A 25436-nucleotide genomic window follows, 5' to 3' on the forward strand; every position below is an offset into this window, starting at 1 on the left:
CGGGGTCGACCGGTCCCATCAGGGCCGTCCGACTCCTGGTCGGATGGGTCGCGGGGTGTGAATACGACGGGGCGCCCGCCGGAATCCGGCGGGCGCCCCGTAACGGTGCGATTGGGCGGTCAGCGGCGGCTCTCGCCGCTGCCGATCTCCTCGCGCTCGGGTCGGGCCTCGACCGGCGGGTGCCCCGGCGAGACCGGTGCCTCGACCGGCTTCTCGATCGGGTAGAAGAAGCCCCGGATGGCCGGGCCGAGGGCCCCCAGCCGGTTCATCTTCTTGGGCACGACCCAACCGACGTAGTCGAGCTGGCCGTGGCCGTCCGCGTGCCCGTTGGACGCGCTGAGCGGCTGGTGCACCTCGACGAACCGGCCGTCCGGCATGCGCCGGATGATGCCGGTCTCCACGCCGTGCGCGAGCACCTCCCGGTCGTGCTGCTGCAGACCCAGGCAGAGCCGGTAGGTGACGTAGTACGCCAGCGGCGGGACCACCAGCAGGCCGATCCGGCCCGCCCAGGTCATCGCGTTCAAGCTGATCTGGAACTTGTCCGCGATCACGTCGTTGGCGCCGGAGAGCGTCAGCACGATGTAGAACGAGACGGCCATGGCGCCGACGGCGGTCCGGGCCGGTGCGTCCCTGGGACGCTCGAGCAGGTTGTGGCTCTTGCGGTCCTTGAGGTGCCGGGCTTCCAGGAACGGGTACATCGTCGACAGGCCCACCAGGATGCCGGGCAGCACGACTGTCGGCCAGAACAGCGGCGGGATGACGTACCCGTCGCCGAGCGGGATGTTGATTTCCCAGGCCGGCATGAGTCGGGTCGACCCGTCGAGGAACATGACGTACCAGTCGGGCTGGCTGGCGGCCGAGACCACCCACGCCTCGTACGGGCCGAACAACCAGATCGGGTTGATCTGGAACAGACCGCCCATCAGCGCGATGACGCCGAAGACGACCATGAAGAAGCCGCCCTGCTTCAGCGCGTACCGGGGGAACATCCGCTCGCCGACCACGTTGTTGTTGGTCCGGCCGGGGCCGGGCCACTGGGTGTGCTTCTGCTTGAAGACCAGACCCAGGTGGACGCTGATGAGCGCGACCAGCAGACCTGGGATGAGCAGCACGTGGGCGATGAAGAACCGGCTGATGATGATCGTGCCCGGGAACTCGCCGCCGAAGATCGACGAGGTGACCCAGGAGCCGATCACCGGGATGGACAGCATGATCGCCGAGGCGATCCGCAGGCCGGTGCCGGACAGGCCGTCGTCCGGCAGCGAGTAACCGGTGAAGCCGGCCAGGAAGCCGACCCAGAACAGCAGCGAACCGATGATCCAGTTGGTTTCGCGCGGCTTGCGGAAGGCGCCGGTGAAGAAGACCCGGAGCATGTGCACGACGATCGCGGCCATGAACAGCAGCGCCGCCCAGTGGTGCATCTGCCGCATCACCAGACCGCCGCGGACGTCGAACGAGATGTCCAGGCTGGAGGCGTACGCGGCGGACATCGGGGTGCCCTGCAACGGCGCGTAGCTGCCGTCGTAGACCACCTCGGTCATCGCCGGCTCGAAGAAGAAGGTGAGGAACACGCCGGTCAGCAACAGCACGACGAACGAGAACAGCGCGATCTCGCCGAGCAGGAAGGACCAGTGGTCCGGGAAGACCTTGTTCAGTAGCTTGCGCAGCGGGGTGGCCACCGCGAAGCGGTCGTCCACTCCCACCGCGGCCTTGCCCGGCGTCGCCGCAAGGTCAAACTTTCGACGCTTCATGGCCGCTCCCAGAAATCAGGCCCGACGGTCTCGGTGTAGTCGGACTTCGCCACGAAGAAGCCCTCGGAGTCCACCTCGATCGGCAGCTGCGGCAGCCGCCGGCTGGCGGGGCCGAAGACTGGCCGGGCGTTGTCGGTGATCAGGAACTGGGACTGGTGGCACGGGCAGAGCAGCCGGTTGGTCTGCTGCTCGTACAGGCTGGCCGGGCATCCCGCGTGCGTGCAGATCTTGGAGAACGCCGCGTAGTTGCCCCACATGTAGTCGCCGTGGCCGATCTTCTCGTTGGCCCGGCGCGATTCCTGCGCGTCCGAGTCACGGAGATGGATCAGCAGCGTCGGCGAGTCGGCGTGCTTGTTGCTCACACCGTGGTCGATGCCGGGGAACACGGTGATCTGGCCACCGGTGCTGATGTCCTCCGGACGGACCGGACGGCCGTCCTCGCGGACCAGGCGGATCCGCTCGCCGCCCTCGGCCGTGGCGAACCCGGTGGTGAACATCTGGTTGTTCTTGTGCGGCTGCGAGATCAGGCCGCCGACCAGCGGCGCCGCGGCGACCGCGGCGACCGGCGCGAGACCGGCCAGCAGCGAGATGCCGAGCAGGGGGCGACGCTTCACGCCCAGCTCGTCCGCCATGTAGAGCATGGTCTGGCCGGTGATCGTGCGGCCTTCGGAGTCCACCTGGCCCTCGTGCCGGTCCTGGATCGAGACCTCCTTGGGCAGCAACTTCTTGCCCCAGGTCAGGATGCCGAAGCCGACGGCGAGCAGCGCCACGCCGAGGGTGAAGCCGAGCAGCGGGGTGTAGAACTTGTCGCCGCCCCGGCCCGCCTCGTACTTCCACGGCCACGCGATGTAGATGACCATGAACGCGGTCGCGGCCAGGCCGGTGAGCAGGAAGAAGCCGGCGACCACCCGGGTCAGCCGACGCTCCGCCTTGGTGCCGGGCAGCACCTGCGGCTCGTAGTGGACGATCTCGATGTCGTCGCGGCGTGCGCCCTCACGAACGATGTCGAACCGGGTCAGCTTGGGGTCGTTGACGTCGAGCGGCTCCGGGCCCTGTGAGGCCTGGTGCTCGGGGTGGGTGCTCATGCCGTCACCTCGCTACGGGTGGCGCCGAGCGGCACCACAGCACTGAATCGGATGGCCTGCTCGATCACGACTTACCCGCAATCCACAGGCTAGCGAAGACGAGCGCCACGATGCCAACCAGGAAGATCGCCAGGCCCTCGGTGGACGGGCCGTACCGCCCGAGGTTGAGCCCACCCGGGTCCTGGTCGTGCTTCAGCGTCTCCTGGATGTAGGCGATGATGTCGGCCTTCTGCTCCGGCCGGAGCTGGTTGTCGCCGAACACCGGCATGTTCTGCGGGCCGCTCAACATCGCCGCGTAGATCTGGCGGTCGGTAGCGGGGTGCAGGCTCGGGGCGAACTTGCCCGACGAGAGCGCACCGCCGCCGCCACCGAAGGCGTGGCACTGCGAGCAGTTGATCCGGAACAGCTCACCGCCGGACGCGATGTTGCCGTCCTCACGGAGGTCGTCGCCGTCGGGCACGACCGGGCCGCCGCCCAACTCCTGGATGTACTGGGCCAGCTGACGGGTCTGCTCGTCGTTGAAGACCGGGGGCTTACGGTGCGCCTGGGCCTCCTGGCGGGCCAGCGGCATCCGCCCGGAGCTGACCTGGAACTCGACCGATGCCGCGCCGACGCCGATCAGGCTCGGCCCGCGGCCCTCGACGCCCTGGGCGTTGCGGCCGTGGCAGGTCACGCAGCTCACGTCGAACAGCGCCTTGCCCTCGGCGGCGGCGCCGGTCAGCTGCGGGTTGTCCTGCGCCTGCGCGCCCGGGGCGAAGACGGTGTATGCGCCGCCGGCGAGCATCAGCGCGGCGATCAGCCGGACCGCGGCGCCCAGCCGGCGGCGGCCCCTGCTGCGCGCGGCGGGCCGCTCACGCAACCGCGCGAGCAGACCGCGTCGGCGGTCGTTGTCAGAAGTCATGAGCGGTGTCCTTAACCGGTTGGACCTGTCTCAGGGGACGGAGCAGCAGCGCGGAATGTGACGCGCAAGATCACTGGAGCCAGTAGATCATGGCGTACAGCCCGATCCACACGACGTCGACGAAGTGCCAGTAGTACGACACGACGATCGCCGACGTCGCCTGCGCCGGAGTGAACCGGCCCATGGTCGTACGGACCATGAAGATGATGAAGGCGATCAGACCACCGGTCACGTGCAGGCCGTGGAAGCCGGTGGTCAGGTAGAACACCGACCCGTACCCGTCTTCGTTGATCTTGATGCCGTCGGCGACCAGGTGCCGGTACTCGTTCAGCTGGCCGAGGACGAAGATCAGGCCCATCACGAAGGTGACGGTGAACCAGCGCCGTAGCGCGTGCACGTCACCCTTCTCCGCCGCGAAGACGCCGAGCTGGCACGTCACCGAGGACAGCACCAGGATCACCGTGAAGGTGGTCGCGTACGGGATGTTCAGCGCTTCGGTGTGCTTCTCCCACTGCTCCGGCGCAGCCGCGCGGATGGAGAAGTACATCGCGAACAGCGCCGCGAAGAACATGAGTTCGCTGGAGAGCCACACGATCGTCCCGACGCTGACCATGTTTGGTCGGGTCAGAGAGTGGATCCGGCTCTTGTCAATGGCTGGGGCCGCAGTCACGCCGTCATTATTGCCCCTGACCGGGGCCGCCGATCAGCGGGGTGGCAAACCTGCGCCTTCCGTGGCCCGAGCGTCAGGGTCCGGTTCGCCTGGCCTAGCCTGAAAAGCGTGCTGCACGTCGATCCGATCTTCGCCGCCACCTCGGCCCCGCCGCCGTTCACCGTCGGCGCGGTGCTGACCGAGACCCGGCTGGACAGCTGGCTGGCCCTCGGCCTGGTGCTCGCCGCCGGCCTGTACCTCTACGGGGTGTACCGGCTGCGCCTGCGCGGCGACCGCTGGCCGATCGCCCGTACCGTGTTCTTCCTCGGCCCCGGCCTGGGCGGCATCGCGCTCGTCACTGTCAGCGGGCTGCACGCGTACGACACCGCGCTGCTGTCCGTGCACATGATCCAGCACATGGTGCTCTCCATGGTGGCGCCGATCTTCCTGGCGCTGGGCGCGCCGATGACCCTGGCCCTGCGGACCCTGCCGGTCGGGCCACGCAAGCGCCTGCTCGCGATCGTGCACAGCCGCGTCGCCCGGGTCTACAGCTTCCCGCTGGTGGCGTTCGCCATCTTCGTGGTCAACCCGTTCGTGCTGTACTTCAGTGATCTGTACCGCTACACCCTCGAACACGCCTGGGCGCACGAGCTGGTGCACGCGCACTTCATCATGACCGGCTGCGTGTTCTTCTGGCCGCTGCTCGGCCTCGACCCGCTGCCCGGCCGCTGGCCGTACCCGGCCCGCGCGCTGCTGATGCTGCTCTCCGTGCCGTTCCACACCGTGCTCGGCCTCACCATCATGCAGAGCAGCACGCTCTTCGGCGGCGACTGGTACCCGTCGCTCAACCTCGGTTGGGTCGACCCGTGGCAGGACCAGGTGGTCGCCGGCGGCATCCTCTGGGCCGGTGGCGAGTTCGTCAGTGTGACCATGCTCGCGGTGCTGGTGGTGCAGTGGGTCAAGCAGTCCGAGCGGGAGGCCCGCCGGGTGGACCGCGAACTGGACCGCCAGGAGGCCCGCGAACGCGCCGCCGACGCCGCACCCGCCTGAGCTGCCCGGACGGTACGCGCCGACGCGCGACACCGGGCGGGATGTCGGCTACGTCACGCCGACCGGTACGATCTGCGGGCAGCTACGAGGTGGGAGTTCCGGCATGACCGATCGTCTTTGCACCGTGTTGCTCTACAGCGACGACCCGCAGGTCCGTGATCGGATGCGGATGGCTGTCGGCACCCGGCCAGCTCCCGGTTTGCAGATCGAGTTCGTCGAGGCGTCGACCTACGCGGAGACCATCCGGCTGGTCGACGACTACGAGATCGACCTGCTGCTGCTCGACGGTGAGGCGAGCCCGGGCGGCGGCATCGGCATCGCCCGGCAGGTCAAGGACGACCGGGATGACGCTCCCCCGACCTGCCTGGTGATCGCCCGCGCCGCCGACCGATGGCTCGCCGCGTACGCCGAGGTCGACGCGACGCTGGTGCACCCGCTCGACCCGGTGACCACCGGCGGCACGGTGGCCGAGCTGCTGCGGACGCACGCACCCGCCTGACGTCCCACGCTCCTCCGGCACCCCCACGGCGCCGGATCTCCTCGGCGCCGGTTCCAGCCCACCCGCACTTCGCATGCTCGGGAGGCCCGCCATGGGCGATCGGACCTGGCCGCACCTGCTCAACGCGCTGCTGCGCGGTGACGAACTCTCCACCGCCGACACCGCCTGGGCGATGGACGAGATCATGACCGGCTCGGCGAGCGCGGCGCAGATCGCCGCCTTCGCCGTGGCGCTGCGGGCCAAGGGGGAGACCCCCGCGGAGCTGGCCGGCCTGGTGGAGGCGATGCTGGGTCGCGCGGTCCCGGTGACGCTCCCCGAGGAGCTGCGCCAAACCGCGCTCGACGTGGTCGGCACCGGCGGTGACCTCGCCCACACGGTCAACATCTCCACGATGACGGCGCTGGTGGTCGCCGGCGCGGGCGTCCGCGTCGTCAAGCACGGCAACCGGGCCGCCTCCTCCCTGTGCGGCACCGCCGACCTGTTGGAGTTCCTCGGCATCCCGCTGGATCTCGGCCCGGAGCAGGTCGCCCGCTGTGTCGAGGAGGCCGGCATCGGGTTCTGCTTCGCGGCCCGCTTCCACCCCGGGATGCGGCACGCCGGTCCGGTCCGCCGCGAGGTGGGCGTGCCCACCTTCTTCAACTTCCTCGGCCCGCTGACCAACCCGGCCCGCCCACGGGCCGGTGCTGTCGGCTGCTTCGACCTGCGGATGGCCCCGGTGATGGCCAGCGTGTTCGCGGGCCGTGGCGACTCGGCGATCGTCATGCGCGGCGAGGACGGGCTGGACGAGTTCACCACCGCCGCGCCGACCCGCATCTGGGCGGCGCAGGGCGGCACCGTACGCGAGGCTGTGCTGGACGCGACGGACCTGGGGGTACCCAGGGCCACCCTGGCGGACCTGCGGGGCGGTGACGCCGCCTACAACGCGGGCGTGGCCCGTCACCTGCTGGCCGGCGAGACGGGCCCGGTCCGGGACGCGGTGCTGGTCAACGCGGCGGCGGCGCTGGCCACCCAGGGCCCGCTGGACGGCGACCTGACCGAGGCGCTGCGCGCCGGCCTGGCCCGCGCGGCCGAGTCGATCGACTCCGGGGCGGCCGCCGCGACCCTGGACCGCTGGATCGAGACCGCTACCGCCTGACCTCGGTGCCACCCGCCGGCGGCGACGTACGGGCTTGATCGACTCGGGTTCCTTGAATCCGCGGTGTCCGGCCAGCCCGGATACCCCGACTTCAATGAAGTCGAGTGGATCACGGCCTAGACGGCTGCCGACGAGTGGGCGACGGTGCGCGGAGATTTGTCGGACCCGTCTGGGAAACTACAGCTGAGTAGTTCTCTGCTGCCGTCGGTGCGCCGTTGTCGCATCCGGGGGCGGTCCGCCTGGTATCCGAGAGGAGACGCCCGTGTCGCACCGCGAGCTCTACTGCGACGTCTGTGAGGGCGTGGCGCTGTTCGAGGCGCCGCCCTGCGTCGACGGCCACGGCATCGACTGTCCAGAGCTGATCTGCACCGACTGCGGCGCCGCCGTGGTGGTCAGCGCGTTCGCCTTCCCGGTCACCCGACTGGTCGCCCGCCGCCGCCAGCCCGCCCGCCGCGCCGCCTGACCGCAGCACCGCCCGCACCCCTGACCGCCGCGCCACCCGAGGCGGGGTGGCGCATGACCGAAGGCCCGCTCCCCCACTCGGGGAACGGGCCTTCGTTCGTGCCGGGTCGGTCGCGACGGCGACCGGGTGGGTCAGTGCTCGGCGGTACGCCGGGTGCCGCTGTAGTACTCGAACAGGAGCCCACAGGCGGAGAAGACAACAGCCAGCAGGCCGGCGCCGATCAGCCAGTACTGCCAGAACACCATGCCGAGCGCGGCGATCGCGGCGGCCAGCGCCAGACCGAACGGCCAGTAGCTGCCCGGGCTGAAGAAGCCGACCTCACCAGCGCCGTCGGCGATCTCAGCGTCCGGGCGGTCCTCCGGGCGCAGGTCGATGCGGCGGGAGACGAACCAGAAGAAGCCACCGCACATCGAGCAGAGCAGGAACGACAGCAGCAGGGCGACGGTGCCGACCCACTCGACGCCGCCCGACTCCCCGTGCGTCCAGGCGCCGTAGAGGATGGTGGCACCGAAGAGGAACCCGGCGATGATCAGGAAGATACGCCACTCGGTCTTCATGCGGCTGCCTCAGCTTCCCGTGCGGGCCGGAACGTCGTCCGGGTTGAAGTTGTCCTGAGTCCGCCGCGTGTCGAACGGCTGCGTGGTCGTCGCGTACGGCTGCTCACCGATCGCGGACAGCGCATCCTGGGTGGACTTGCCGCTCTGCTTGGCCGCGAGGAACTGGTCGTACTTCTCCGGCGAGACCACCCGCAGCTCGAAGTTCATGAACGCGTGGTAGCTGCCGCACAGTTCGGCGCAGCGCCCGACGTAGGCACCCTCGGCGTCGAGGCTTGAGACCTCGAACACGTTGCGGATCTTGCCCGGCATGACGTCCCGCTTGAAGAGCAGCTCCGGCACCCAGAACGAGTGGATGACGTCGCGGCTGGTCTCCTCGAACCGGATGGACCGGTTGGTTGGCAGCACCAGCACCGGGATGACCTCACTGGTGCCGAGCGTCGACGCGGTGGTGCGGGCTTCCGTGCCCTGACCGTCGCGGTAGTTGAACTGCCAGTTCCACTTGAACGCGACGACCTCGACCGTGACGTCCGGGTTCTTCGACAACTTGTCGACGTCGGTCTGCACGATCGCCGTGTAGTAGAAGAGCACGGAGACGATCAGGATCGGCGCGATGGTGTAGAGGAACTCCATCGGCATGTTGTAGCGGGTCTGCACTGGCAGCGCGTTGCCACGCTTGCGGTAGCGCACGACGCACCAGAAGATCAGGCCCCACACGAAGACGCCGACCGCGAGCGCGGCGATGCAGGAGGCGATCCACAGGTCGTACATCCGCTTGGACTCCGGCGAGATGCCGCCCTGCGGCCAGCCGAAGCCGTGGAACGTCTGACCCACGTCACAGCCCGTGAGCAGAACCAGCAACGCCACGCCACCGAGACCGAGCCCGGCCAGGCGACCAGCACCACGCCCCCGGCGTCCACCAACCCCTGGGGAAGCGCTGTGCCGTACGGCCGACGGCCGTACCTCCGAACTCCTTGCGACCACCTGGTCCTGCCTCCCTAGCGCGCCGCGGTGCGTCCTTCGTCAGCACCGGCGGCAAAGGCGTCACCGACGGTCGCAGATTACTCGACCATGACGGACTCGGCCGTGGTGGGGTCACTGTCCGACCCCCATCGGGGGGATCCTAGGCATACCGCCGCGATACCGTAATGATCTGTGAGCGCGAGGAGTGAGCCGGGGTTGCGAGCCCCGCAGTCGCGAACGAAGGCAGGTCTGTGAGCGCATCCCCGGTCTACCTGGACGCGGCGACCGCCGCGCCGATGCATCCGGTCGCGCGGCAGGCGCTGCTGGCCGCGCTCGAGGACGGCTGGGCCGACCCGGGCAAGCTGTACACGCAGGCCCGCCGGGCCCGGCAACTGCTCGACGCCGCCCGCGAGGCCACCGCGCTGACGCTCGGCGTCCGCGCCGATGAGGTCTCCTTCACCCCCAGTGGTACGTCCGCAGCCCACGGCGCGGTGCTCGGGGGGCTGGCGGGGCGGCGCCGGGTCGGGTCGACGCTGGTGCACTCGGCGATCGAGCATTCGGCGGTGCTGCATGCGGCGGAGCGGCACGTCGACGCGGGTGGGACCGCCACCGCGGTGCCGGTCGACCGGTTGGGCCGGCTGGACCTGACGGCGTGGTCGACCGCCGTTCGGGCCCCGGGGGTCGCGCTGGCCGCGTTGATTACCGCCAGTCACGAGGTGGGGACGGTGCAGCCGGTCGCCGAGGCGGCGGCGGCGTGCGCCGACGTGGGTGTGCCGCTGTACGTGGACGCGGCGCAGTCGGTGGGCCGGGTGCCCCTGCCGGCCGGCTGGTCGGTGCTCACGGCGAGCGCCCACAAGTGGGGCGGACCACCCGGAGTGGGGGTGCTGGCGGTCCGGAAGGGCACTCGCTGGGAGTCACCCTGGCCGGCCGACGAGCGGGAGAGCGGACGTACCCCCGGTGTGGTGAACCTGCCCGCGGTCGTGGCGGCGGCGGCGAGCCTGCGGGCGGCGGCGGCCGACGCGGCGACCGAGGCGACCCGGCTGGCCGCCCTGGTGGACCGGGTCCGGGAGCGGGTCGCGGCGGAGGTGCCCGACGTGGAGGTGGTCGGCGACCCGGTGCTCCGGCTCCCCCACCTGGTCACCTTCTCCTGCCTGTACGTCGACGGGGAGGCGCTGCTGCACGCCCTGGACCGGCGGGGCTTCGCCGTGTCGTCCGGCTCGTCCTGCACCTCGTCCACGTTGCGCCCGTCGCACGTGCTGGAGGCGATGGGGGTGCTCTCGCACGGCAACGTGCGGGTCAGCCTGCACCGGGAGACGACGGAGGCGGACGTGGAGCGGTTCCTGACCGAACTGCCGGGGATCGTCGCCGGGCTGCGCGCCGAGGCCGGGGTGGTGGGGCTGTGACGATGCCGGACGAGGTGATCGACTGCCGGGGGCAACGCTGCCCGCTGCCGGTGATCGCGGCGGCGCGACGGATGCCTGAGGTGCCGGTCGGCACTGTGGTCCGGGTGCTGGCCGACGACCCGGCGGCGGCGGTCGACATTCCCGCCTGGTGCCGGATGCGCGGCCAGGAGTTCCTAGGCTCGGTCAACGGCCCCGACGGTCCCGCCTACGACGTCCGCCGCACCCACTAACCAAACCCCGCCCGCCACTCCCCAACCACCCCCGCGATCTTGCAATTTCTGCGTGGACAAATGGGTGCAGAAGCCGCGATAAAGCGACAGAAAGTGCAAGATCGCCGGGGTGGGTGGGGTGGGGGCTACGCCGGGAGGAGGTGGGGGCGGACTTCTTCCGCTGCGGTGTCGCCGTAGGACTCGGCGAGCCGCTTGACGAACAGGTCGCGGCGAACGTCGTACTCCTGGGTGCCGACGGTCTCCAGGACCAGCGTGGCCAGCAGCGAGCCGACCTGGGCGGCGCGCTCCAGGCCGAGGCCCCAGGAGAGCGCGGTGAAGAAGCCGGCCCGGAAGCCGTCGCCGACGCCGGTCGGGTCGACCGCCCGGATCTCCCGCGCGATCGGTACGTGGATCGGGTCGATGTCGCGCCCGGCGATCTCCACACCGTGCTTGCCCAGCGTGGTGACCCGCACCTTGACCAGGTCCAGCAGTTGGTCGTCGCTGAGCTGCGCCTTGCTCTGCAGCAGCGACTTCTCGTAGTCGTTGGTCATCAGGTACTCGGCGCCCTCGATCAGCGCCACCACGTCCTCACCGGGCATCCGGGCGAGCTGCTGGGACGGGTCGGCGGCGAAGGCGTACCCGCGGGTGCGGCACTCGGCCGAGTGGCGCAGCATGGCCTCGGGGTCGTTCGCGCCGACCAGCACCAGGTCCAGACCGCCGAGCCGGTCGGCGACCGGAGCCAGCTCGATGTTGCGGGCCTCGCTCATCGCACCGGCGTAGAACGACGCGATCTGGCACATGTCGGTGTCTGTGGTGCAGACGAAGCGGGCGGTGTGCGCAATCTCGCTGATGTGCACCGAGTCGCAGTCCACACCGTGGCGCTCCAGCCAGGAGCGGTAGTCGGCGAAATCGGCGCCGACCGCGCCGAGCAGCACCGGGCGCAGCCCGAGCTGACCCATCCCGAAGGAGATGTTCGCCGCCACGCCGCCGCGGCGGAGCACCAGGTCGTCCACCAGGAAGGAGAGGGACACCTTGTGCAGTTGATCGGCGATGAGCTGGTCGGCGAAGCGACCGGGGAAGCTCATCAGGTGATCGGTGGCGATCGAGCCGGTGACGGCGATCTTCATGTCAACCCTCGGGGTCGGGAGCAGGGCGCGGTCAGCCTACCGGGACGGCAACCCGATGGTCACCGCTCGGTCGGACAACGGCAACCAGCCCGCCACGGCCCCCTTCGGGATCGCTCCCAGGCCGATGCGACCGCCGACCGGTACGGCGATGGGGCCGTCCCGAGGAACGGCCCCATCGTCGATGGTGTGGGGTGTGACTCAGTTGAACGAGTCACCGCAGGCGCAGGAGCTGCCCGCGTTGGGGTTGTCGATGGTGAAGCCCTGGGCGTCGATCCGGTCGGCGAAGTCGATCGTCGCGCCGGAGAGGTACGGGGCGCTCATCCGGTCGACGACGACCTCGACGCCACCGAAGTCGGTCACGACGTCACCGTCGAGCGAACGCTCGTCGAAGAAGAGCTGGTACCGCAGGCCGGAGCAGCCGCCCGGCTGCACGGCGACGCGGAGCCGCAGGTCGTCGCGGCCCTCCTGCTCGATCAGGGCCTTGACCTTCTGCGCCGCGACGTCGGTGAGGACGACGGAAGTAGGGGCCTTGGCCTCGGTCGACTCGGTCTGCGCTGGCGTGGTCACGTGGAAGTCTCCCTGCGCGGTTTGGGTCCGGACGCACTGGCCAACGTCGCGCGCCGTCCAGTGATTCCCGGTTGTGGTCCTCAACCGATCGTACGCCGCCTTGGCCGGGCTCACCCGCGTGGCGTGACCCCCGCCGCAGGTCGGCCCTCGGTCGGGGCGGGCGCACGGGCGGTCGGGACGCTCAGCGGCTCCACTGCCGGGCCAGCCGGGCGCCCAACTCGCACAGCCCCTCGGCGGGCCGGCTCAGCGCCGCGTCGAGCCCGCCGCCCTCCTCACCGCCGAAGTGCTCAACCAGGCTGTACGCGTCGGTCACCCCGGCCGAGGCGGCCTCCCGCCGGCCGGTGCTCACCTGCCCGGCCACCACCACGCAGGGCACTCCCCGGTCGCGGGCGGCGCCGGCCACCCCGGCCACGACCTTGCCGCGCAGCGACTGGTGGTCGAACGACCCCTCACCGGTGATCACCAGGTCGGCGGTGTCCAGCGCGGCATCGAGACGGGTGGCCCGGGTGACCAGGCCGATCCCCGACTCGCAGTCGCCGCCCAGGGCGAGGAGCGCCGCGCCGATGCCACCGGCGGCCCCGCCCCCGGGCAGCGCGCCGAGCCCCGCCGGGCAGCCGGCCAGGTCCCGTTCCAGCACCGCCGCGAAACGCTCCAGGGCCGCGTCGAGCAGCAAAACGTCAGCGCGGTCGGCGCCCTTCTGCGGGCCGAACACGTTGCTCGCGCCGTGCAGGCCGAGCAGGGGGTTGTCCACGTCGGTGGCCGCGACCAGCCGGACGCCGCGCAGCCGGGGCGCGCCGTCCAGCGCGTCGACCGCGGCGAGCGCCGCCCCGCCGTACGGCAGCGCGGCGCCGCCCTGGTCGAGGGGGGTCACGCCCAGCGCGGCGAGCATTCCGGCGCCCCCGTCGTTGGTGCCGGAGCCGCCCAGCCCGATCACCACAGTGCGGGCACCGCTCTCCACCGCGGCGGCCACCAACAGACCCAACCCGTACGAGGTGGTGTTCTTCGGGTCGCGCTCGGCTGCGGAGAGCAGGTGCAGGCCGCACGCCTGCGCGCTCTCCAGATAGGCGGTCGCGCCGTCGGCGGTGAGCAGGATCTCACCGGCCGCCGGCCGGCCCAGCGGGTCGACCGTCGAGACCGGCACCCGCCGGCCGCCGAGGGCTTCGGCGAGCACCTCCACGAAGCCCGGACCGCCGTCGGCGAGGGGCCGGATCAGCAGATCGTCTCCGTCGGTGACGGTGCGCCAACCGGCGGCGACGGCGGCGGCGACCTCCGGTGCGGACAGGGTGCCGGCGAACTTGTCCGGGCAGAGCAGCACGCGCATGCCGAGCAGTGTGGCAGCCCACACCGAGCGAAGCTGCGTCGCGCTCGCGCTGTGGGACCATGGGCTACGTGACTTCGACCTGGGTGGAACCCTCCAACACGGCGACGGCTCTGCTGCTGCTCGGCCGGGGCAGCGACCCCGACACCGAGCGCGGCGTCGAGTGTCCGGGCGACCTGCCGGCGCCCAGCGATCCGGATCTGGTGGCCCGTGCCACCGCCGCGAAGGCGAAGCTGGGCAGCAAGGTCTTCGTGCTGGGGCACCACTACCAGCGCGACGAGGTGATCCAGTTCGCCGACGTGACGGGCGACTCGTTCAAGCTGGCCCGGGAGGCCGCGGCCCGCCCGGACGCGGAGTACATCGTCTTCTGCGGCGTGCACTTCATGGCCGAGAGCGCCGACATCCTCACCACCGACACCCAGCGGGTGATCCTGCCGGACCTCGCGGCGGGCTGCTCGATGGCGGACATGGCGGTGCTGGGCCAGGTCGAGGCGACCTGGGACACCCTGACCGAGCTGGGCATCGCCGGCGACACCGTGCCTGTGACGTACATGAACTCCTCGGCCGACATCAAGGGCTTCGTGGGCCGCAACGGCGGCGTGGTCTGCACCTCGTCCAACGCCAAGCGCGCCCTGGACTGGGCCTTCGAGCAGGGGTCGAAGGTGCTCTTCCTGCCGGATCAGCACCTGGGCCGCAACACCGCGGTGCTGGAGATGGGCCTGTCGCTGGACGACTGCGTGCTCTACGACCCGCACAAGCCCGGTGGCGGGCTCACCCCGCAGCAGTTGCGCGACGCCAAGATGATCCTGTGGCGGGGGCACTGCTCGGTGCACGGCCGGTTCACGCTGGACAGCGTCAACGACGTACGGGAGCGGGTGCCCGGGGTCAACGTCCTGGTCCACCCGGAGTGCCGGCACGAGGTGGTCACGGCCTCCGACTACGTCGGGTCCACCGAATACATCATCAAGACGATCGAGGCGGCTCCGGCCGGCTCGGCGTGGGCGCTCGGCACCGAGCTGAACCTGGTCCGCCGGCTCGCGCTGGCGCACCCGGACAAGCAGATCATGTTCCTGGACAAGGCCGTCTGCTACTGCTCGACGATGAACCGGATCGATCTGCCGCACCTGGTCTGGGCCCTGGAGGAGCTGGTCGCGGGCCGGGTCGTCAACCAGATCACGGTGGACGCCGACACCGCGCACCACGCCCGGGTGGCGCTGGATCAGATGCTCGCGCTGCCCGGCGCGGACACTCCGCCGCCGGCGGTGTCCTGATCACGATCCGTAGCGCTCTTGGTACGCAAAAGTGCCGGATCACCGATTAATGCCACACACGCCGATGTGACCGAGTCCTTTTTCGTCACCGAGGGCTATGCTGCCCAAGCGACGACACACGCGGGCCGTTTCGACATGGCCGCATCCGGGGTAGCGACGACGTTCAGGCGCCCCACCATCAACACGGCAGCACCGACGCGCTGGAGGTTGCGTTGACCGACGACGTCCTGGTTGTGCACGGAGGCACTCCGCTCGAAGGGCGGATCCGCGTGCGCGGCGCGAAGAACCTGGTATCGAAGGCGATGGTCGCCGCGCTGCTCGGCGACAGCCCGAGCCGACTGTTCGACGTGCCCAAGATCCGCGATGTCGAGGTGGTGCGAGGTCTGCTCGGCCTGCACGGCGTCAAGGTCACCGACGGCACCGAGGACGGCGAGCTCGTCTTCGACCCGGCGAACGTGGAGAGCGCCAGCACCGACCAGATCAACGTGCACGCCGGTTCCAGCCGGATCCCGATCCTGTTCTGCGGCCCGCTGCTGCACCGCCTCGGGCACGCGTTCATCCCGGATCTGGGCGGCTGCCACATCGGCCCGCGCCCGATCGACTTCCACCTCCAGGCGCTGCGCGAGTTCGGCGCCACTGTCGACAAGCGGCCCGAGGGTTTGCACCTGTCCGCGCCGAACGGGCTGCACGGCACCAAGTTCGCCCTGCCGTACCCGAGCGTCGGCGCCACCGAGCAGGTGCTGCTGACCGCCGTGATGGCCGAGGGCGTCACCGAGCTGCGCAACGCCGCGGTGGAGCCGGAGATCATCGACCTGATCTGCATCCTGCAGAAGATGGGCGCGATCATCAAGGTCCACACCGACCGGGTGATCGAGATTCAGGGCGTGCCCAAGCTGCACGGCTACACCCACCGGCCGATCCCGGACCGGATCGAGGCGGCGAGCTGGGCGGCCGCCGCCCTGGCGACCCGTGGTCACGTCGAGGTGCTGGGCGCGCAGCAGGCCGACATGATGACCTTCCTGAACATCTTCCGCTCGGTCGGCGGCGAGTACGAGGTCACCGACGCCCGCGCGCCGAAGCTGGGCGACCCCGGCCAGGAGGGCGGCATCCGCTTCTGGCACCCGGGTGGCGAGCTGAACGCGGTCGCGTTGGAGACCGACGTGCACCCCGGCTTCATGACCGACTGGCAGCAGCCGCTGGTCGTGGCGCTGACCCAGGCCCGCGGCCTGTCGATCGTCCACGAGACGGTCTACGAGCAGCGACTGGGCTACACCGAGGCCCTCAACTCGATGGGCGCCAACATCCAGGTCTACCGGGACTGCCTCGGCGGCACCCCGTGCCGCTTCGGCCGGCGTAACTTCAAGCACTCCGCGGTGATCGCCGGGCCGAGCAAGCTGCACGCCGCCGACCTGGTCATCCCGGACCTGCGGGCCGGGTTCAGCCACCTCATCGCGGCGCTCGCGGCCGAGGGCACCTCCCGGGTGTACGGCGTGGACCTGATCAACCGGGGTTACGAGGACTTCGAGGCGAAGCTCGCCGACCTGGGCGCGCACGCCGAGCGTCCGTAACCTCGGTCACCCCATCGTTCGGCTACGACGGCTCCAGGTCGCACTGCGACCTGGAGCCGTCGGCCGCTGTACCGCGATGTGCACCGAGTGCGGACCGTTGGCTACCCTTGCCGCGTGCCGTCGCTCTTTCGCCGCAAGTCCACCGACCTCGTCGACGAGGCCGTCACCTCGGTGACCCCCGAGGAGACCGCTGAGCGTTCCCGGGGCTACACCCCGGCCAAGGGTCGGGAGACGCCCAAGCGGCCAACCGTCGGCCGTCGCCCGGCCGGCCCCACTCGCCCCCTCACCAAGGAGGAGGAGCGGGAGCGCCGCCGTCAACTGCGCGCCGAGGCGGCGTCGGAGTTCCGCCGCGAGGGTGGCCCCCGCGACCGTGGCCCGGAGCGGCTGCTGGCCCGCAACGTGGTCGACTCCCGGCGTACCGTCGGCACCTGGTTCTTCGGCGGCGCGCTGATCGTGCTGGTCGGGTCGAACGCGGCCATGCCGCCGCTGGTCCGGCTGATCTCCAACGTGCTCTGGGGCGCGCTGGCGCTGGGTGTGGTCGTCGACTCGGTGCTGATCTGCCGCAAGATCAGCAAGCTGGTCCGGGAGCGCTTCCCGAAGAGCGACCAGCGAATGGGCTCACTCTTCCTCTACGCGGTCATGCGGTCGATCACCTTCCGGCGGATGCGCGCTCCGGCGCCCCAGGTCAAGCTGGGCGACAAGGTCTGACCCCCGGGCTCCCGCACCTCCAAGATTCGCGCGACATCAGCGAAACTGCTGCCTCAGACATCCCCGAGGTAGCAGTTTCGCCGTAACTGCGCGGATCTTGTCGTGCGTTCATCATGCTGAACGGGTTGCCGTTGTTCGCCAGACCGAACGTTCGACCCAATGGAGCGAAGGCATGCCTTCGGAACCGGCTGCCCCGCTGGCCACCATCGCCGCCGCCCTGCGCCGGGAGCGGGAACGGGTCGGCATCTCGCTGACCGAGCTGGCCCGCCGGGCGGGGGTGGCCAAGTCCACCCTCTCCCAACTCGAGTCGGGCACCGGCAACCCGAGTGTGGAGACGCTCTGGGCGCTGGGAGTCGCGCTCGGTGTGCCGTTCAGCCGGCTGGTGGAGCCCGTCGACGAGGGCGTACGGGTCATCCGGGCCGGGGACGGGCCGCAGGTTCGCTCCGAGCAGGCCGACTTCAGCGGAACGCTGCTCAGCGCCGGTGCCGCGCACCTGCGACGGGACGTCTACCTGATCAGGCTGGAACCCGGCGCGGTCCGAGCCGGGCACGGACACACCCCGCGCAGCATCGAGCACGTGGTGGTCGCTGCCGGCCGGCTGCGGGTGGGGCCCGCAGCGGCGCCCGTCGAACTCGACCCCGGCGACTACGCCACATTCCCCGGCGACGCCCCGCACCGTTACGAGGCGCTCGCTCCCGGTACGTTCGCCGTCCTCATCATGGAGCATCCCTGAACGAGGACGGCGATCCCGCCGCAGCCGGGGGGTCCTCGCGTGCGGTAGGGTCGGAGTTCAGATTCGCTTATAGGACCAAATGTCCGAAACCAATGGGATAACGTTTGCGCCGGTGGGCGGCACCACAGTGGCGGTGAGCGAGCCCACGCCGTTACCCTCCATCCGCAGCCACGGCCTGCCGGAGCGGCGATCTGACCGGCACGTGCGGCCCCAGCGCGACAATTTGCAACGAGGTGACAACGCGTGAGCGAGCGGACGCGAGCCGGCCACCGGGGCGTGGCAGGCGGCGACCGGACGCCCAGCGGTCACCCGACGACGGCTGCGGACACCTCACCCCCGGCGAGAATCGGCCCAGCGGCCGGGTGTGGCGACGGGCTCGACGGATGAACGGCCGCTACACCGACCGGTGGCCAGACCCGAACGAACCGTCCTGGGTGGGCGAGCCGACCTCCGAGTGGCACCCCCAGTTCCCCGGCCAGCGCTACCCCGGCGACATCGGCATGCCGCACCAGCCGCCACCGCGCGGCCGCGCGACGGTGTCCGGCCGCGCCGAGGTGCCGCCACTCGCGCCCACCCGCCCGGACGGCACCTACCTCGGCCGGTCCTGGTCCGACGAACCACCGGCGGAACAGGCGCCTCACGGCCGCTCCTGGGTGGACGACGAGCCGGGCGAGGCATCGGCGGCCTACGGCCGACTCCGCGGCGACGAGCGCTCGGCGGACACCTCCGCCTACGGCCGGCCCGACAACGCCGACTCCCGCCAGTACGACCACGAGCCGTACCGTCGTCCGCTGCCCGAGCCGCCCCGCCGCGACGAACGCCGCTCGCCTGAGTCGGACCGACGTACCGCCTGGTCCGACCGACGCCCCGCCGACGAGCGGGAGCCCGCGCGGGAAGCCGCCTGGCACCGGGACCAGCCCACCCCCGAGCGGTACGACAGCCGCCGCCCCCGGCAGGAGCCCACCGAGCGGGATCGGGGTTACCGCGGCTCTCCGCCGGTCTCCCCCGCGCCCCGGCCCGACCCCGGCTGGGTGCCCGAGCCGGACGACACACCACGTCGGCGCGGCACACCGGAACGACCGGCAGCTGGTTACGAACGGCACCCCGGCGACGGGTACGGCGTCCGACCCACCCGCGACCACGACGGCCGCATCGCCGACGGGGTCGACCCGTGGGCACCCGTGGACGGCCGCACGCGATACCGCGCCGACGGGTACCCGGACCGGGCCGCCGACGACCCGCGCCGCCCGGAACCGCGCTACCGCGCGGACGAGGGGATCGGTACTGCGCCCTCACCCAACGGTGGACGACGACGTCGCCCCGAGCCGGACCTGCCCGATCAGCCCCGCCTCGACGACGACCGGCGACGGCCCGACACCGACCCGCACCGGCAGCAGCCCCGTGAGGCGGCGGCCCGCGCCGAGGCGTACCCGGACCGGCGACCCCGCGAGCAGGCCCGCCCGGACACGTACCGCGACAACGGGTACCGCGAGGACGCGCCCCGTGAGGACGCGTACCGCGAGGACGCGTACCGCGAGGACGCGTACCGCGAGGACGCGTACCGCGAGCCCCGGCCGCAGCCGGGCCAACGGCCGGACGGCAGCCTGCCCTGGCCAGTACCGGGTCCGGTGCGCCAGGACCGCACCCCGGACCGCACCCGGGAGCCCGGCCACCGCACCGACCCACACCGCACTGCGGACCCGCACCGCAGCACCGACCCGCACCGCAGCCCAGACCCGCACCGCACCGCGGACCCGTACCGCAGCGCCGAGCCGGGCATCGCGCCGCGGCCGGCCGCCCGGCCCGACCGGCCGGCGGCCACGCCGTCGCGGCCCGACGAGCGCCCGGCGGCCACTCCGGCACGGTACGACGAGCGACCGGCACGCCCGGCCGCGACGGCGCCACCCGCGTCCGGCCGTGCCATGCCGGTCTCCCCGGAGCGACCGGTGTCGCCGGCACCCGTCTCCCCCGGTTGGGACCGACCGGTGTCAGCCGCCCCGGTCTCCCCGGCCTCCCCGGAACGGCCGGTGTCAGCGGCACCCGACTCGCCCGCCAGCCGCGGCTGGGACCGACCGGTATCAGGCGCCCCGGCCTCCCCGGAACGGCCGGCGTCGCCGGCACCCGACTCCTCCGCCGCCCGAGGCTGGGACCGACCGGTGTCGGCCGCACCCGTCTCCCCCGCCGCGCCCGGTTGGGACCGACCGGTGTCGGCCGCCCCGGTCTCCCCCGCCTCCGACCGGCCCGTCTCGGGGCCACCCGCCGCGCGCCTGCGGCTGGAGTACCTGCCCGCGCCGGTGGACCCGCCCGCCGCCGACGAACGCTCGGATACAGCGCCAGCATCGGGACGCCGGCCGCTGGCCGAACCGCCACCGACATCCGGGGCGCATCCGGCCCCGCCGCCGCGTTACCCCGGCCCGGACACCAGGGACCGTCCGGCGGACCAGCGGCGCGGCGAGGAGCCGGGCCCGGACCGCCGTCGGGTCGGCGACCCGCTGTCCAGCACCCCAGCGACCGACCGCCGCCCGGTCTCCCCGGACCGCTCGTCCCCCGCGGAGCGGCCGCACCCCGCCGACCGACCGGCCGCGCCGGATCGACCGGCCGCGCCGCAGCGCCCGTACTCGCCGGAGCGACCGGCCCCGACGGCGGACGCCCGCCCGTCGGTGGCCCCGCCACCCACCTGGCAGGCACCGCCGCCACCGGCGACCCGACCCGACCCGACGCCGGCCGACCCGACCCGCGCGGTTCCAGCTCCGGCGGCCTCGCGGCCGCCAGCGGCAGAGGTCGCGCCGACGCTCCCGCCGGCCCCCGGTACGCCGCGCCGCTACGTACCCCCGCCGCCCTCGGAAGAGCCGGAGGCGGCCGTTCACGAGCCGGACGACGTTCCGGGCACCCGCGGGCCGGAAGCGTGGTTCAGCCCCGCTCAACCCGCCGAATCCGACCAGGGCGAGCCGACGACGGACGAGCGATCGTCCGACCCGGTCGACGACGAGTCGACGGCCGGCGACCCCGACCTCTTCGCGAAACCGGTCGCACCGGACGCACAGACGTCGACGCCGGTGGCCGACACCCACGTCGACGTGGCCGACGAGCACGCCAGCGGGCCGACACCAGACGACGCCTTCGGCCCGGTCTCCGCGCCGCCCGCCCATCCCGTCTCCGGTGCTCCCCGGCTCTGGGCGGACGACCTGGACGACGACCCGCAGCCCGCTCTCGACACGGGAACGCTCGACGGCGACCAGCCCGTATCCGGCGCACCTGTCGTCGCTATCCCCCACCAGCCGGCCGAAGCCGACCTCGAAGTCGAGGGCGACCGGCAGCCCTTCACCGCCTCTCGCCACGACGACACCGATCCGGTCGAGCACGACCCGAGGGACGAACTCGCGCCACCCGACGAGCCGGCGGACCAGATCGACGATCCGAGCACCAGCCCGGCGGATGACTCGCGAGCCGACGAGTGGCCGGGCGAGGCTGCGCTGTCCGCAACGTCTGCGGACGACGCGAGCCCGCCCGTCTCGGCACCGCCGGTCTCTGCACCGCCGTTCTCGGCACCGCCCGCCTCGGTCACGCCGGTCTCCGCTCCCCCGGCGCCGCCGGTATCGGCCCTGCCCGCAGCACCCGTCTCCGCGCCACCAGCGTCCGCGACAGCGCCCGTCTCCGCACCGCCGGCGTCCGCAGCAGCGCCCGTCTCCGCGCCGCCAGCGCCGACCGCAGCTCCGGTGTCCGCACCACCCGCCTCAGAGCAGCCGTACTCCGGAGCGCCCGTCTCCGCACCACCCGCCTCGGCGCAGCCGTACTCCGAAGCGTCAGTCTCCGCACCGCCAGCGCCCGCAGCAGCGCCCGTCTCCGCGCCACCGGCCTCGACACCACCGCCCGCCGCGGCGCCCGTCTCCGGGCCGCCGGCGTCGGTGGTGCCGACGTCCGGGCCACCCGCCTCGGCCGTACCCGGCCCGAGGAGCGGCTCGGACGGGGACAACGAGCCGGTGTCCGCGCCACCCGACGACGCACGGCCGGTGGTGACCCGCGCCTCACTGGCCGATCCGGGCGACCCGGAGCAGGTGCTGGCCGCGTACCGGTGGCGGTTGGACCCGGTCACCCTGCGCGAGGAGCTGACGGAGCCGGACGACCTGCGGGCCATCCGGCGGCGGCTGACCGAGAAGTTGGGCTCGGCGGTCGACAACCGTGCCCGGGCCCGGCTGCTCAGCCTGCGGGCGGTGGCCTCGCGGATTCTCGGCGACCTGGACGACGCGCTGGCCGACGGTCGGCTCGCCCTCACCTACGCCGAGGCCACCGGCGAGCTGCGTCGGACCGCGCTGGCCCAGGCCCGGCTGGCCCACGTGCTGCGCTGGCGCGGCGACTTCGCCGAGGCCGACCAACTCTTCGCCCAGGCCAACTCGGTCGAGTTGCCCGACCGGTTGCGGGCCGCGCTGCACGAGCACGCCGGGCGGTCGTGTTACGACCAGGGGCGGCTCATGGAGGCCTGCGAGCACTTCGAGAAGGCGCTGGACCTGCGCGGCGCGGGCGACGCCGAACTGCTCGACCGGGTCCGGGTGGCCCTGGACGCGGTCACCGTCCGGGCCGAGGCGGATGGCTTCGGGCCGTACCCCCGGGGTCGGGACGAGGTGCTCGACCGGGACCGACCCCCGTTGCCGGACCGGGACGGGCCGCTGTGGGGTTACACCAGCCAGGACGGCGACGTGGTCATCCCCGCCCGGTACGCCGAGGCGCAGCCCTTCCACGACGGGTTGGCGTGGGTCCGCCGGCCGGACAACGACCGCTGGTCGCTGATCAACCTGCTCGGTACGACGGTGATCCCGCCGTCCTTCCGGGCCGCGCATCCGTTCAGCGACGGCCTGGCCTGGGTGGTCGGCGAGGGCGGTTGGACGGCGATCGACGCGACCGGCGCGGTGCAGGTCGCGCCCAACTTCGCCGAGGTACGACCGTTCCGGCGTGGGCTGGCTGCGGTGCGGCGGGAGGGGTGGGGGGCGGTCGACCGGACCGGTCGGGTCATCGTGCCCACCCGCTACCACGGCTTCGTCACCGAGTTGGCCGACGGCCAGCAGATCGACGGTTTCACCGACGAAGGGCTCGCCGTGGTCGACGTGGCGGGTCGGCGGGGCGTGGTGGACCGCACCGGCACGGTGCTGGTGCCGCCGGCGCACCCGATGCTGGTCATCCACCCGGTGGCGTTCCTGGTCGAGAGCGACAACGGGCGGTGGGGCGCGCTGGACCGGCGCGGCGTGCCGCTCATCGACCCGGTGCACCGCGATCGCGCCGAGGTGCTGGAGGAGATCGACCGGCTACTCACCGACGCCAACCCGGTGCTCTGAGTCACCGGTCGTCACCGTTGATCCACTAGAGCTAGGGTCGGTACATGGAATTCCGACACCTGGGCCGTTCCGGCCTGATGGTCAGCGAGATCTCGTACGGCAACTGGATCACCCACGGTTCGCAGGTCGAGGAGGACGCCGCGTTCGCCTGCGTCCGGGCCGCTCTCGACGCGGGGATCACCACCTTCGACACCGCCGACGTGTACGCCGGCACCCGGGCCGAGGACGTGCTCGGCCGGGCGTTGCAGAACGAGCGCCGTGAGGGCCTGGAGATCTTCACCAAGGTCTACTGGCCGACCGGGCCCGGCCGCAACGACCGTGGCCTGTCCCGCAAGCACATCATGGAGTCGATCAACGGCTCGCTGCGCCGACTGCGCACCGACTACGTGGACCTCTACCAGGCTCACCGCTACGACAGCAGCACCCCGCTGGAAGAGACGATGGAGGCGTTCGCCGACGTCGTCCACTCCGGCAAGGCGCACTACATCGGCGTCTCCGAGTGGACCGCCGCCCAGCTGCGCGCCGCCCACCCGCTCGCCCGGGAGCTGCACATCCCGCTGGTCTCCAACCAGCCGCAGTACTCGCTGCTGTGGCGGGTCATCGAGACCGAGGTCGTGCCGGCGAGCGAGGAGCTGGGCATCGGGCAGATCGTCTGGTCGCCGATGGCGCAGGGCGTGCTCTCCGGCAAGTACCTGCCGGGCCAGCCGCCGCCGGCCGGTTCCCGCGCCACCGACGAAAAGTCGGGTGCGGGCTTCATCTCCCGGTTCATGAACGACGACGTGCTGACCCGGGTTCAGCAGCTCAAGCCCCTCGCCGAGCAGGCCGGGCTCAGCATGGCCCAGCTCGCCGTGGCGTGGGTGCTGCAGAACCCGAACGTCTCGTCGGCGATCATCGGCGCGTCCCGCCCCGAGCAGGTGCACGACAACGTGAAGGCGGCCGGGGTGAAGCTCGACGCCGACCTGCTCAAGGCGATCGACGACATCGTCGGGCCGATCGTCGAGCGGGACCCGGCGAAGACCGAGTCCCCCGCGCAGCGTCCCTGACGCCGTTCCGGCCCGGCCGGCGCGGATGTTGCACGCCGACCGGGCCGGTCAGCCTAGCTCAGGTCAGCTCTGCCAGAAGCGGATCAGCTCCAGGCCGGTGGCGTAGAGCCACGACGGCAGACCGAGCAGATCCCCGACCGCGAAGACCGCGTCGAAGAACCAGCCGCCGATGCGCGGGTTCCACAGCAACGCGAAGAGCAGGATGAAGCCGTACGGCGCGAACAGGTCGTACATCTTGCGCCACTGCGGGCTGAGCCACGGCTGGATCATGTTGCCGCCGTCCAGGCCGGGCACCGGCAGCAGGTTCAGCACACTGGCGGTGAGCTGGAGGAAGGCGAGCAGCGCCACCCCGGCCCAGAACTCCACCGGCCCATCCGACTGGGTGCCGAGCCGCACCGCCGCCACCAACACCAGCGTGAACAGCACGTTGGTCGCCGGGCCGGCGAGGCTGACCAGGGTGTGCCGCAGTCGACCCGGGATGGAGTGCCGGTCCACCCAGACCGCGCCACCCGGCAGGCCGATGCCGCCGAGCAGCACCACCACCACCGGCAGCACGATCGACAGCAACGGGTGGGTGTACTTCAACGGGTTGAGCGTCAGGTAGCCGCGATGGGCGATGTCCCGGTCGCCGGCCCGGTAGGCCACCACCGCGTGGGCGTACTCGTGCAGGCAGAGCGACACCAGCCAGCCGGACACCACGAAGAGGAACACGTTGAACCGGACGCTGCCGTACCCGTTCCAGGTCAGCACCCCGCTGACCGCGAAGAGCGCGACCAGGCCGAGGAAGACCGGGCTGGGCCGGAACGCCGCCTTGGGTACGCCGAGGACCAGCCCGTCGCCGCCCGGGCGGTCGTAGGCCATCACTCGGCCGTGGGCAGCAGGCTCATCCGGTAGTCCACCCGGTCGTCCTCCATGAGCGCGACCGAGGTGACGCCGGACGCCGCGAGCTCCCGCCAGGTCTGACCGATCCAGGATTCGGCGTCGGCCTGGCTGCCGAACGACTCCGCCGGTCCCTCGACCGTCTGGCCGTCCGTGCCCTCGTACCGCCAGCTCCACGCCATGCCGCGTCTCCCCTCGCCGCTGAAGTCCCCGTGGGACGAACCCTCGCCAGC

23 protein-coding genes are annotated in these 25436 nt (G+C 71.8%); 12 read left to right on the top strand and 11 right to left on the bottom strand.

Going from position 1 to position 25436, the window contains the following annotated elements:
• Window positions 1-119 precede the first annotated feature (119 nt).
• The 4 genes from qcrB to ctaE form a co-directional block, all read right to left on the bottom strand.
• Entirely contained in the window at window positions 120-1751 is a 1632-nt protein-coding gene (gene qcrB / locus ACQRWP_RS19505; RefSeq protein ID WP_430496688.1) for a cytochrome bc1 complex cytochrome b subunit, read from the bottom strand.
• Window positions 1748-2836 (bottom strand): cytochrome bc1 complex Rieske iron-sulfur subunit, encoded by a 1089-nt coding sequence (qcrA, locus tag ACQRWP_RS19510; protein ID WP_430496690.1) that lies wholly within the window; start codon window positions 2834-2836, stop codon window positions 1748-1750. The genes qcrB and qcrA overlap by 4 nt, the downstream gene beginning before the upstream one ends.
• Window positions 2837-2900: 64 nt before the next feature.
• Window positions 2901-3737, bottom strand: a complete 837-nt coding sequence (gene qcrC, locus ACQRWP_RS19515; protein WP_430496692.1) for a cytochrome bc1 complex diheme cytochrome c subunit — start codon at window positions 3735-3737, stop codon at window positions 2901-2903.
• A gap of 70 nt (window positions 3738-3807) precedes the next feature.
• The gene (gene ctaE, locus ACQRWP_RS19520) at window positions 3808-4407 is read right to left on the bottom strand and encodes an aa3-type cytochrome oxidase subunit III (RefSeq protein WP_112582810.1); all 600 of its coding nucleotides are present in this window, start codon (window positions 4405-4407) and stop codon (window positions 3808-3810) included.
• Window positions 4408-4515: 108 nt separating this feature from the next.
• Between ctaE and ACQRWP_RS19525 the strand changes: the two genes are divergently transcribed.
• The 4 genes from ACQRWP_RS19525 (at window position 4516) to ACQRWP_RS19540 (ending at window position 7533) form a co-directional block, all read left to right on the top strand.
• Window positions 4516-5436, top strand: a complete 921-nt coding sequence (locus ACQRWP_RS19525; RefSeq protein ID WP_372494870.1) for a cytochrome c oxidase assembly protein — start codon at window positions 4516-4518, stop codon at window positions 5434-5436.
• Window positions 5437-5539: 103 nt separating this feature from the next.
• A complete protein-coding gene (locus ACQRWP_RS19530; RefSeq protein ID WP_091407513.1) occupies window positions 5540-5935 on the top strand; it encodes a hypothetical protein in 396 nt (131 codons plus the stop codon).
• Between the two features lie 91 nt (window positions 5936-6026).
• Window positions 6027-7070, top strand: a complete 1044-nt coding sequence (trpD, locus tag ACQRWP_RS19535; protein WP_430496693.1) for an anthranilate phosphoribosyltransferase — start codon at window positions 6027-6029, stop codon at window positions 7068-7070.
• A 262-nt stretch (window positions 7071-7332) separates the two neighbouring features.
• Entirely contained in the window at window positions 7333-7533 is a 201-nt protein-coding gene (locus ACQRWP_RS19540) for a hypothetical protein (RefSeq protein WP_430496695.1), read from the top strand.
• Between the two features lie 131 nt (window positions 7534-7664).
• Here ACQRWP_RS19540 and ACQRWP_RS19545 read toward each other — a convergent pair whose 3' ends face one another.
• Together ACQRWP_RS19545 and ctaC are read right to left on the bottom strand one after the other, a co-directional pair.
• On the bottom strand, window positions 7665-8090 hold the full coding sequence (locus ACQRWP_RS19545; protein WP_196918976.1) for a cytochrome c oxidase subunit 4: 426 nt from the start codon (window positions 8088-8090) through the stop codon (window positions 7665-7667).
• A 9-nt stretch (window positions 8091-8099) separates the two neighbouring features.
• Window positions 8100-9071, bottom strand: coding sequence for an aa3-type cytochrome oxidase subunit II (gene ctaC / locus ACQRWP_RS19550; RefSeq protein WP_266304854.1), 972 nt, complete (start codon window positions 9069-9071; stop codon window positions 8100-8102).
• Between the two features lie 230 nt (window positions 9072-9301).
• Here ctaC and ACQRWP_RS19555 point away from each other — a divergent pair, with 230 nt between their 5' ends.
• Both ACQRWP_RS19555 and ACQRWP_RS19560 read left to right on the top strand, forming a co-directional pair.
• Entirely contained in the window at window positions 9302-10453 is a 1152-nt protein-coding gene (locus ACQRWP_RS19555) for a cysteine desulfurase family protein (RefSeq protein WP_430496698.1), read from the top strand.
• The gene (locus ACQRWP_RS19560; protein WP_091407500.1) at window positions 10450-10683 is read left to right on the top strand and encodes a sulfurtransferase TusA family protein; all 234 of its coding nucleotides are present in this window, start codon (window positions 10450-10452) and stop codon (window positions 10681-10683) included. Before ACQRWP_RS19555 ends, ACQRWP_RS19560 begins: the two co-directional genes overlap by 4 nt.
• Before the next feature lie 125 nt (window positions 10684-10808).
• On the opposite strand, the gene ACQRWP_RS19565 is transcribed toward ACQRWP_RS19560, so the two are convergent.
• The 3 genes from ACQRWP_RS19565 to ACQRWP_RS19575 form a co-directional block, all read right to left on the bottom strand.
• Window positions 10809-11789, bottom strand: coding sequence for a carbohydrate kinase family protein (locus tag ACQRWP_RS19565; protein WP_430496700.1), 981 nt, complete (start codon window positions 11787-11789; stop codon window positions 10809-10811).
• A 198-nt stretch (window positions 11790-11987) separates the two neighbouring features.
• Complete coding sequence (gene erpA, locus ACQRWP_RS19570; protein ID WP_091407494.1) at window positions 11988-12356, bottom strand: iron-sulfur cluster insertion protein ErpA; 369 nt, start codon at window positions 12354-12356, stop codon at window positions 11988-11990.
• Between the two features lie 181 nt (window positions 12357-12537).
• Window positions 12538-13677, bottom strand: a complete 1140-nt coding sequence (locus tag ACQRWP_RS19575; RefSeq protein WP_430503230.1) for a glycerate kinase family protein — start codon at window positions 13675-13677, stop codon at window positions 12538-12540.
• Window positions 13678-13745: 68 nt separating this feature from the next.
• Here ACQRWP_RS19575 and nadA point away from each other — a divergent pair, with 68 nt between their 5' ends.
• From nadA to ACQRWP_RS19605, 6 genes are all read left to right on the top strand, one after another.
• Window positions 13746-14945 carry a quinolinate synthase NadA gene (nadA, locus tag ACQRWP_RS19580; protein ID WP_430496702.1) on the top strand — a complete coding sequence of 400 codons (1200 nt, stop codon included), beginning with the start codon at window positions 13746-13748 and terminating at the stop codon, window positions 14943-14945.
• A 200-nt stretch (window positions 14946-15145) separates the two neighbouring features.
• Entirely contained in the window at window positions 15146-16513 is a 1368-nt protein-coding gene (gene murA, locus ACQRWP_RS19585; RefSeq protein WP_231392814.1) for a UDP-N-acetylglucosamine 1-carboxyvinyltransferase, read from the top strand.
• Between the two features lie 114 nt (window positions 16514-16627).
• A complete protein-coding gene (locus tag ACQRWP_RS19590; protein WP_430496704.1) occupies window positions 16628-17221 on the top strand; it encodes a DUF3043 domain-containing protein in 594 nt (197 codons plus the stop codon).
• A 172-nt stretch (window positions 17222-17393) separates the two neighbouring features.
• Window positions 17394-17954, top strand: coding sequence for a helix-turn-helix domain-containing protein (locus tag ACQRWP_RS19595; protein WP_430496706.1), 561 nt, complete (start codon window positions 17394-17396; stop codon window positions 17952-17954).
• A gap of 383 nt (window positions 17955-18337) precedes the next feature.
• Window positions 18338-23281, top strand: coding sequence for a WG repeat-containing protein (locus tag ACQRWP_RS19600; protein WP_430496708.1), 4944 nt, complete (start codon window positions 18338-18340; stop codon window positions 23279-23281).
• A gap of 44 nt (window positions 23282-23325) precedes the next feature.
• The gene (locus tag ACQRWP_RS19605) at window positions 23326-24324 is read left to right on the top strand and encodes an aldo/keto reductase family protein (protein WP_238667452.1); all 999 of its coding nucleotides are present in this window, start codon (window positions 23326-23328) and stop codon (window positions 24322-24324) included.
• Between the two features lie 63 nt (window positions 24325-24387).
• On the opposite strand, the gene ACQRWP_RS19610 is transcribed toward ACQRWP_RS19605, so the two are convergent.
• Window positions 24388-25185: a site-2 protease family protein gene (locus ACQRWP_RS19610; RefSeq protein WP_430496710.1), complete on the bottom strand. Its 798-nt coding sequence runs from the start codon at window positions 25183-25185 to the stop codon at window positions 24388-24390.
• Entirely contained in the window at window positions 25185-25385 is a 201-nt protein-coding gene (locus ACQRWP_RS19615) for a hypothetical protein (protein WP_088949470.1), read from the bottom strand. The genes ACQRWP_RS19610 and ACQRWP_RS19615 overlap by 1 nt, the downstream gene beginning before the upstream one ends.
• Between the last annotated feature and the right edge of the window lie 51 nt (window positions 25386-25436).

The organism is Micromonospora trifolii, assembly GCF_050516465.1.
In the GTDB taxonomy this organism is placed as follows: Bacteria; Actinomycetota; Actinomycetes; order Mycobacteriales; family Micromonosporaceae; genus Micromonospora; species Micromonospora trifolii.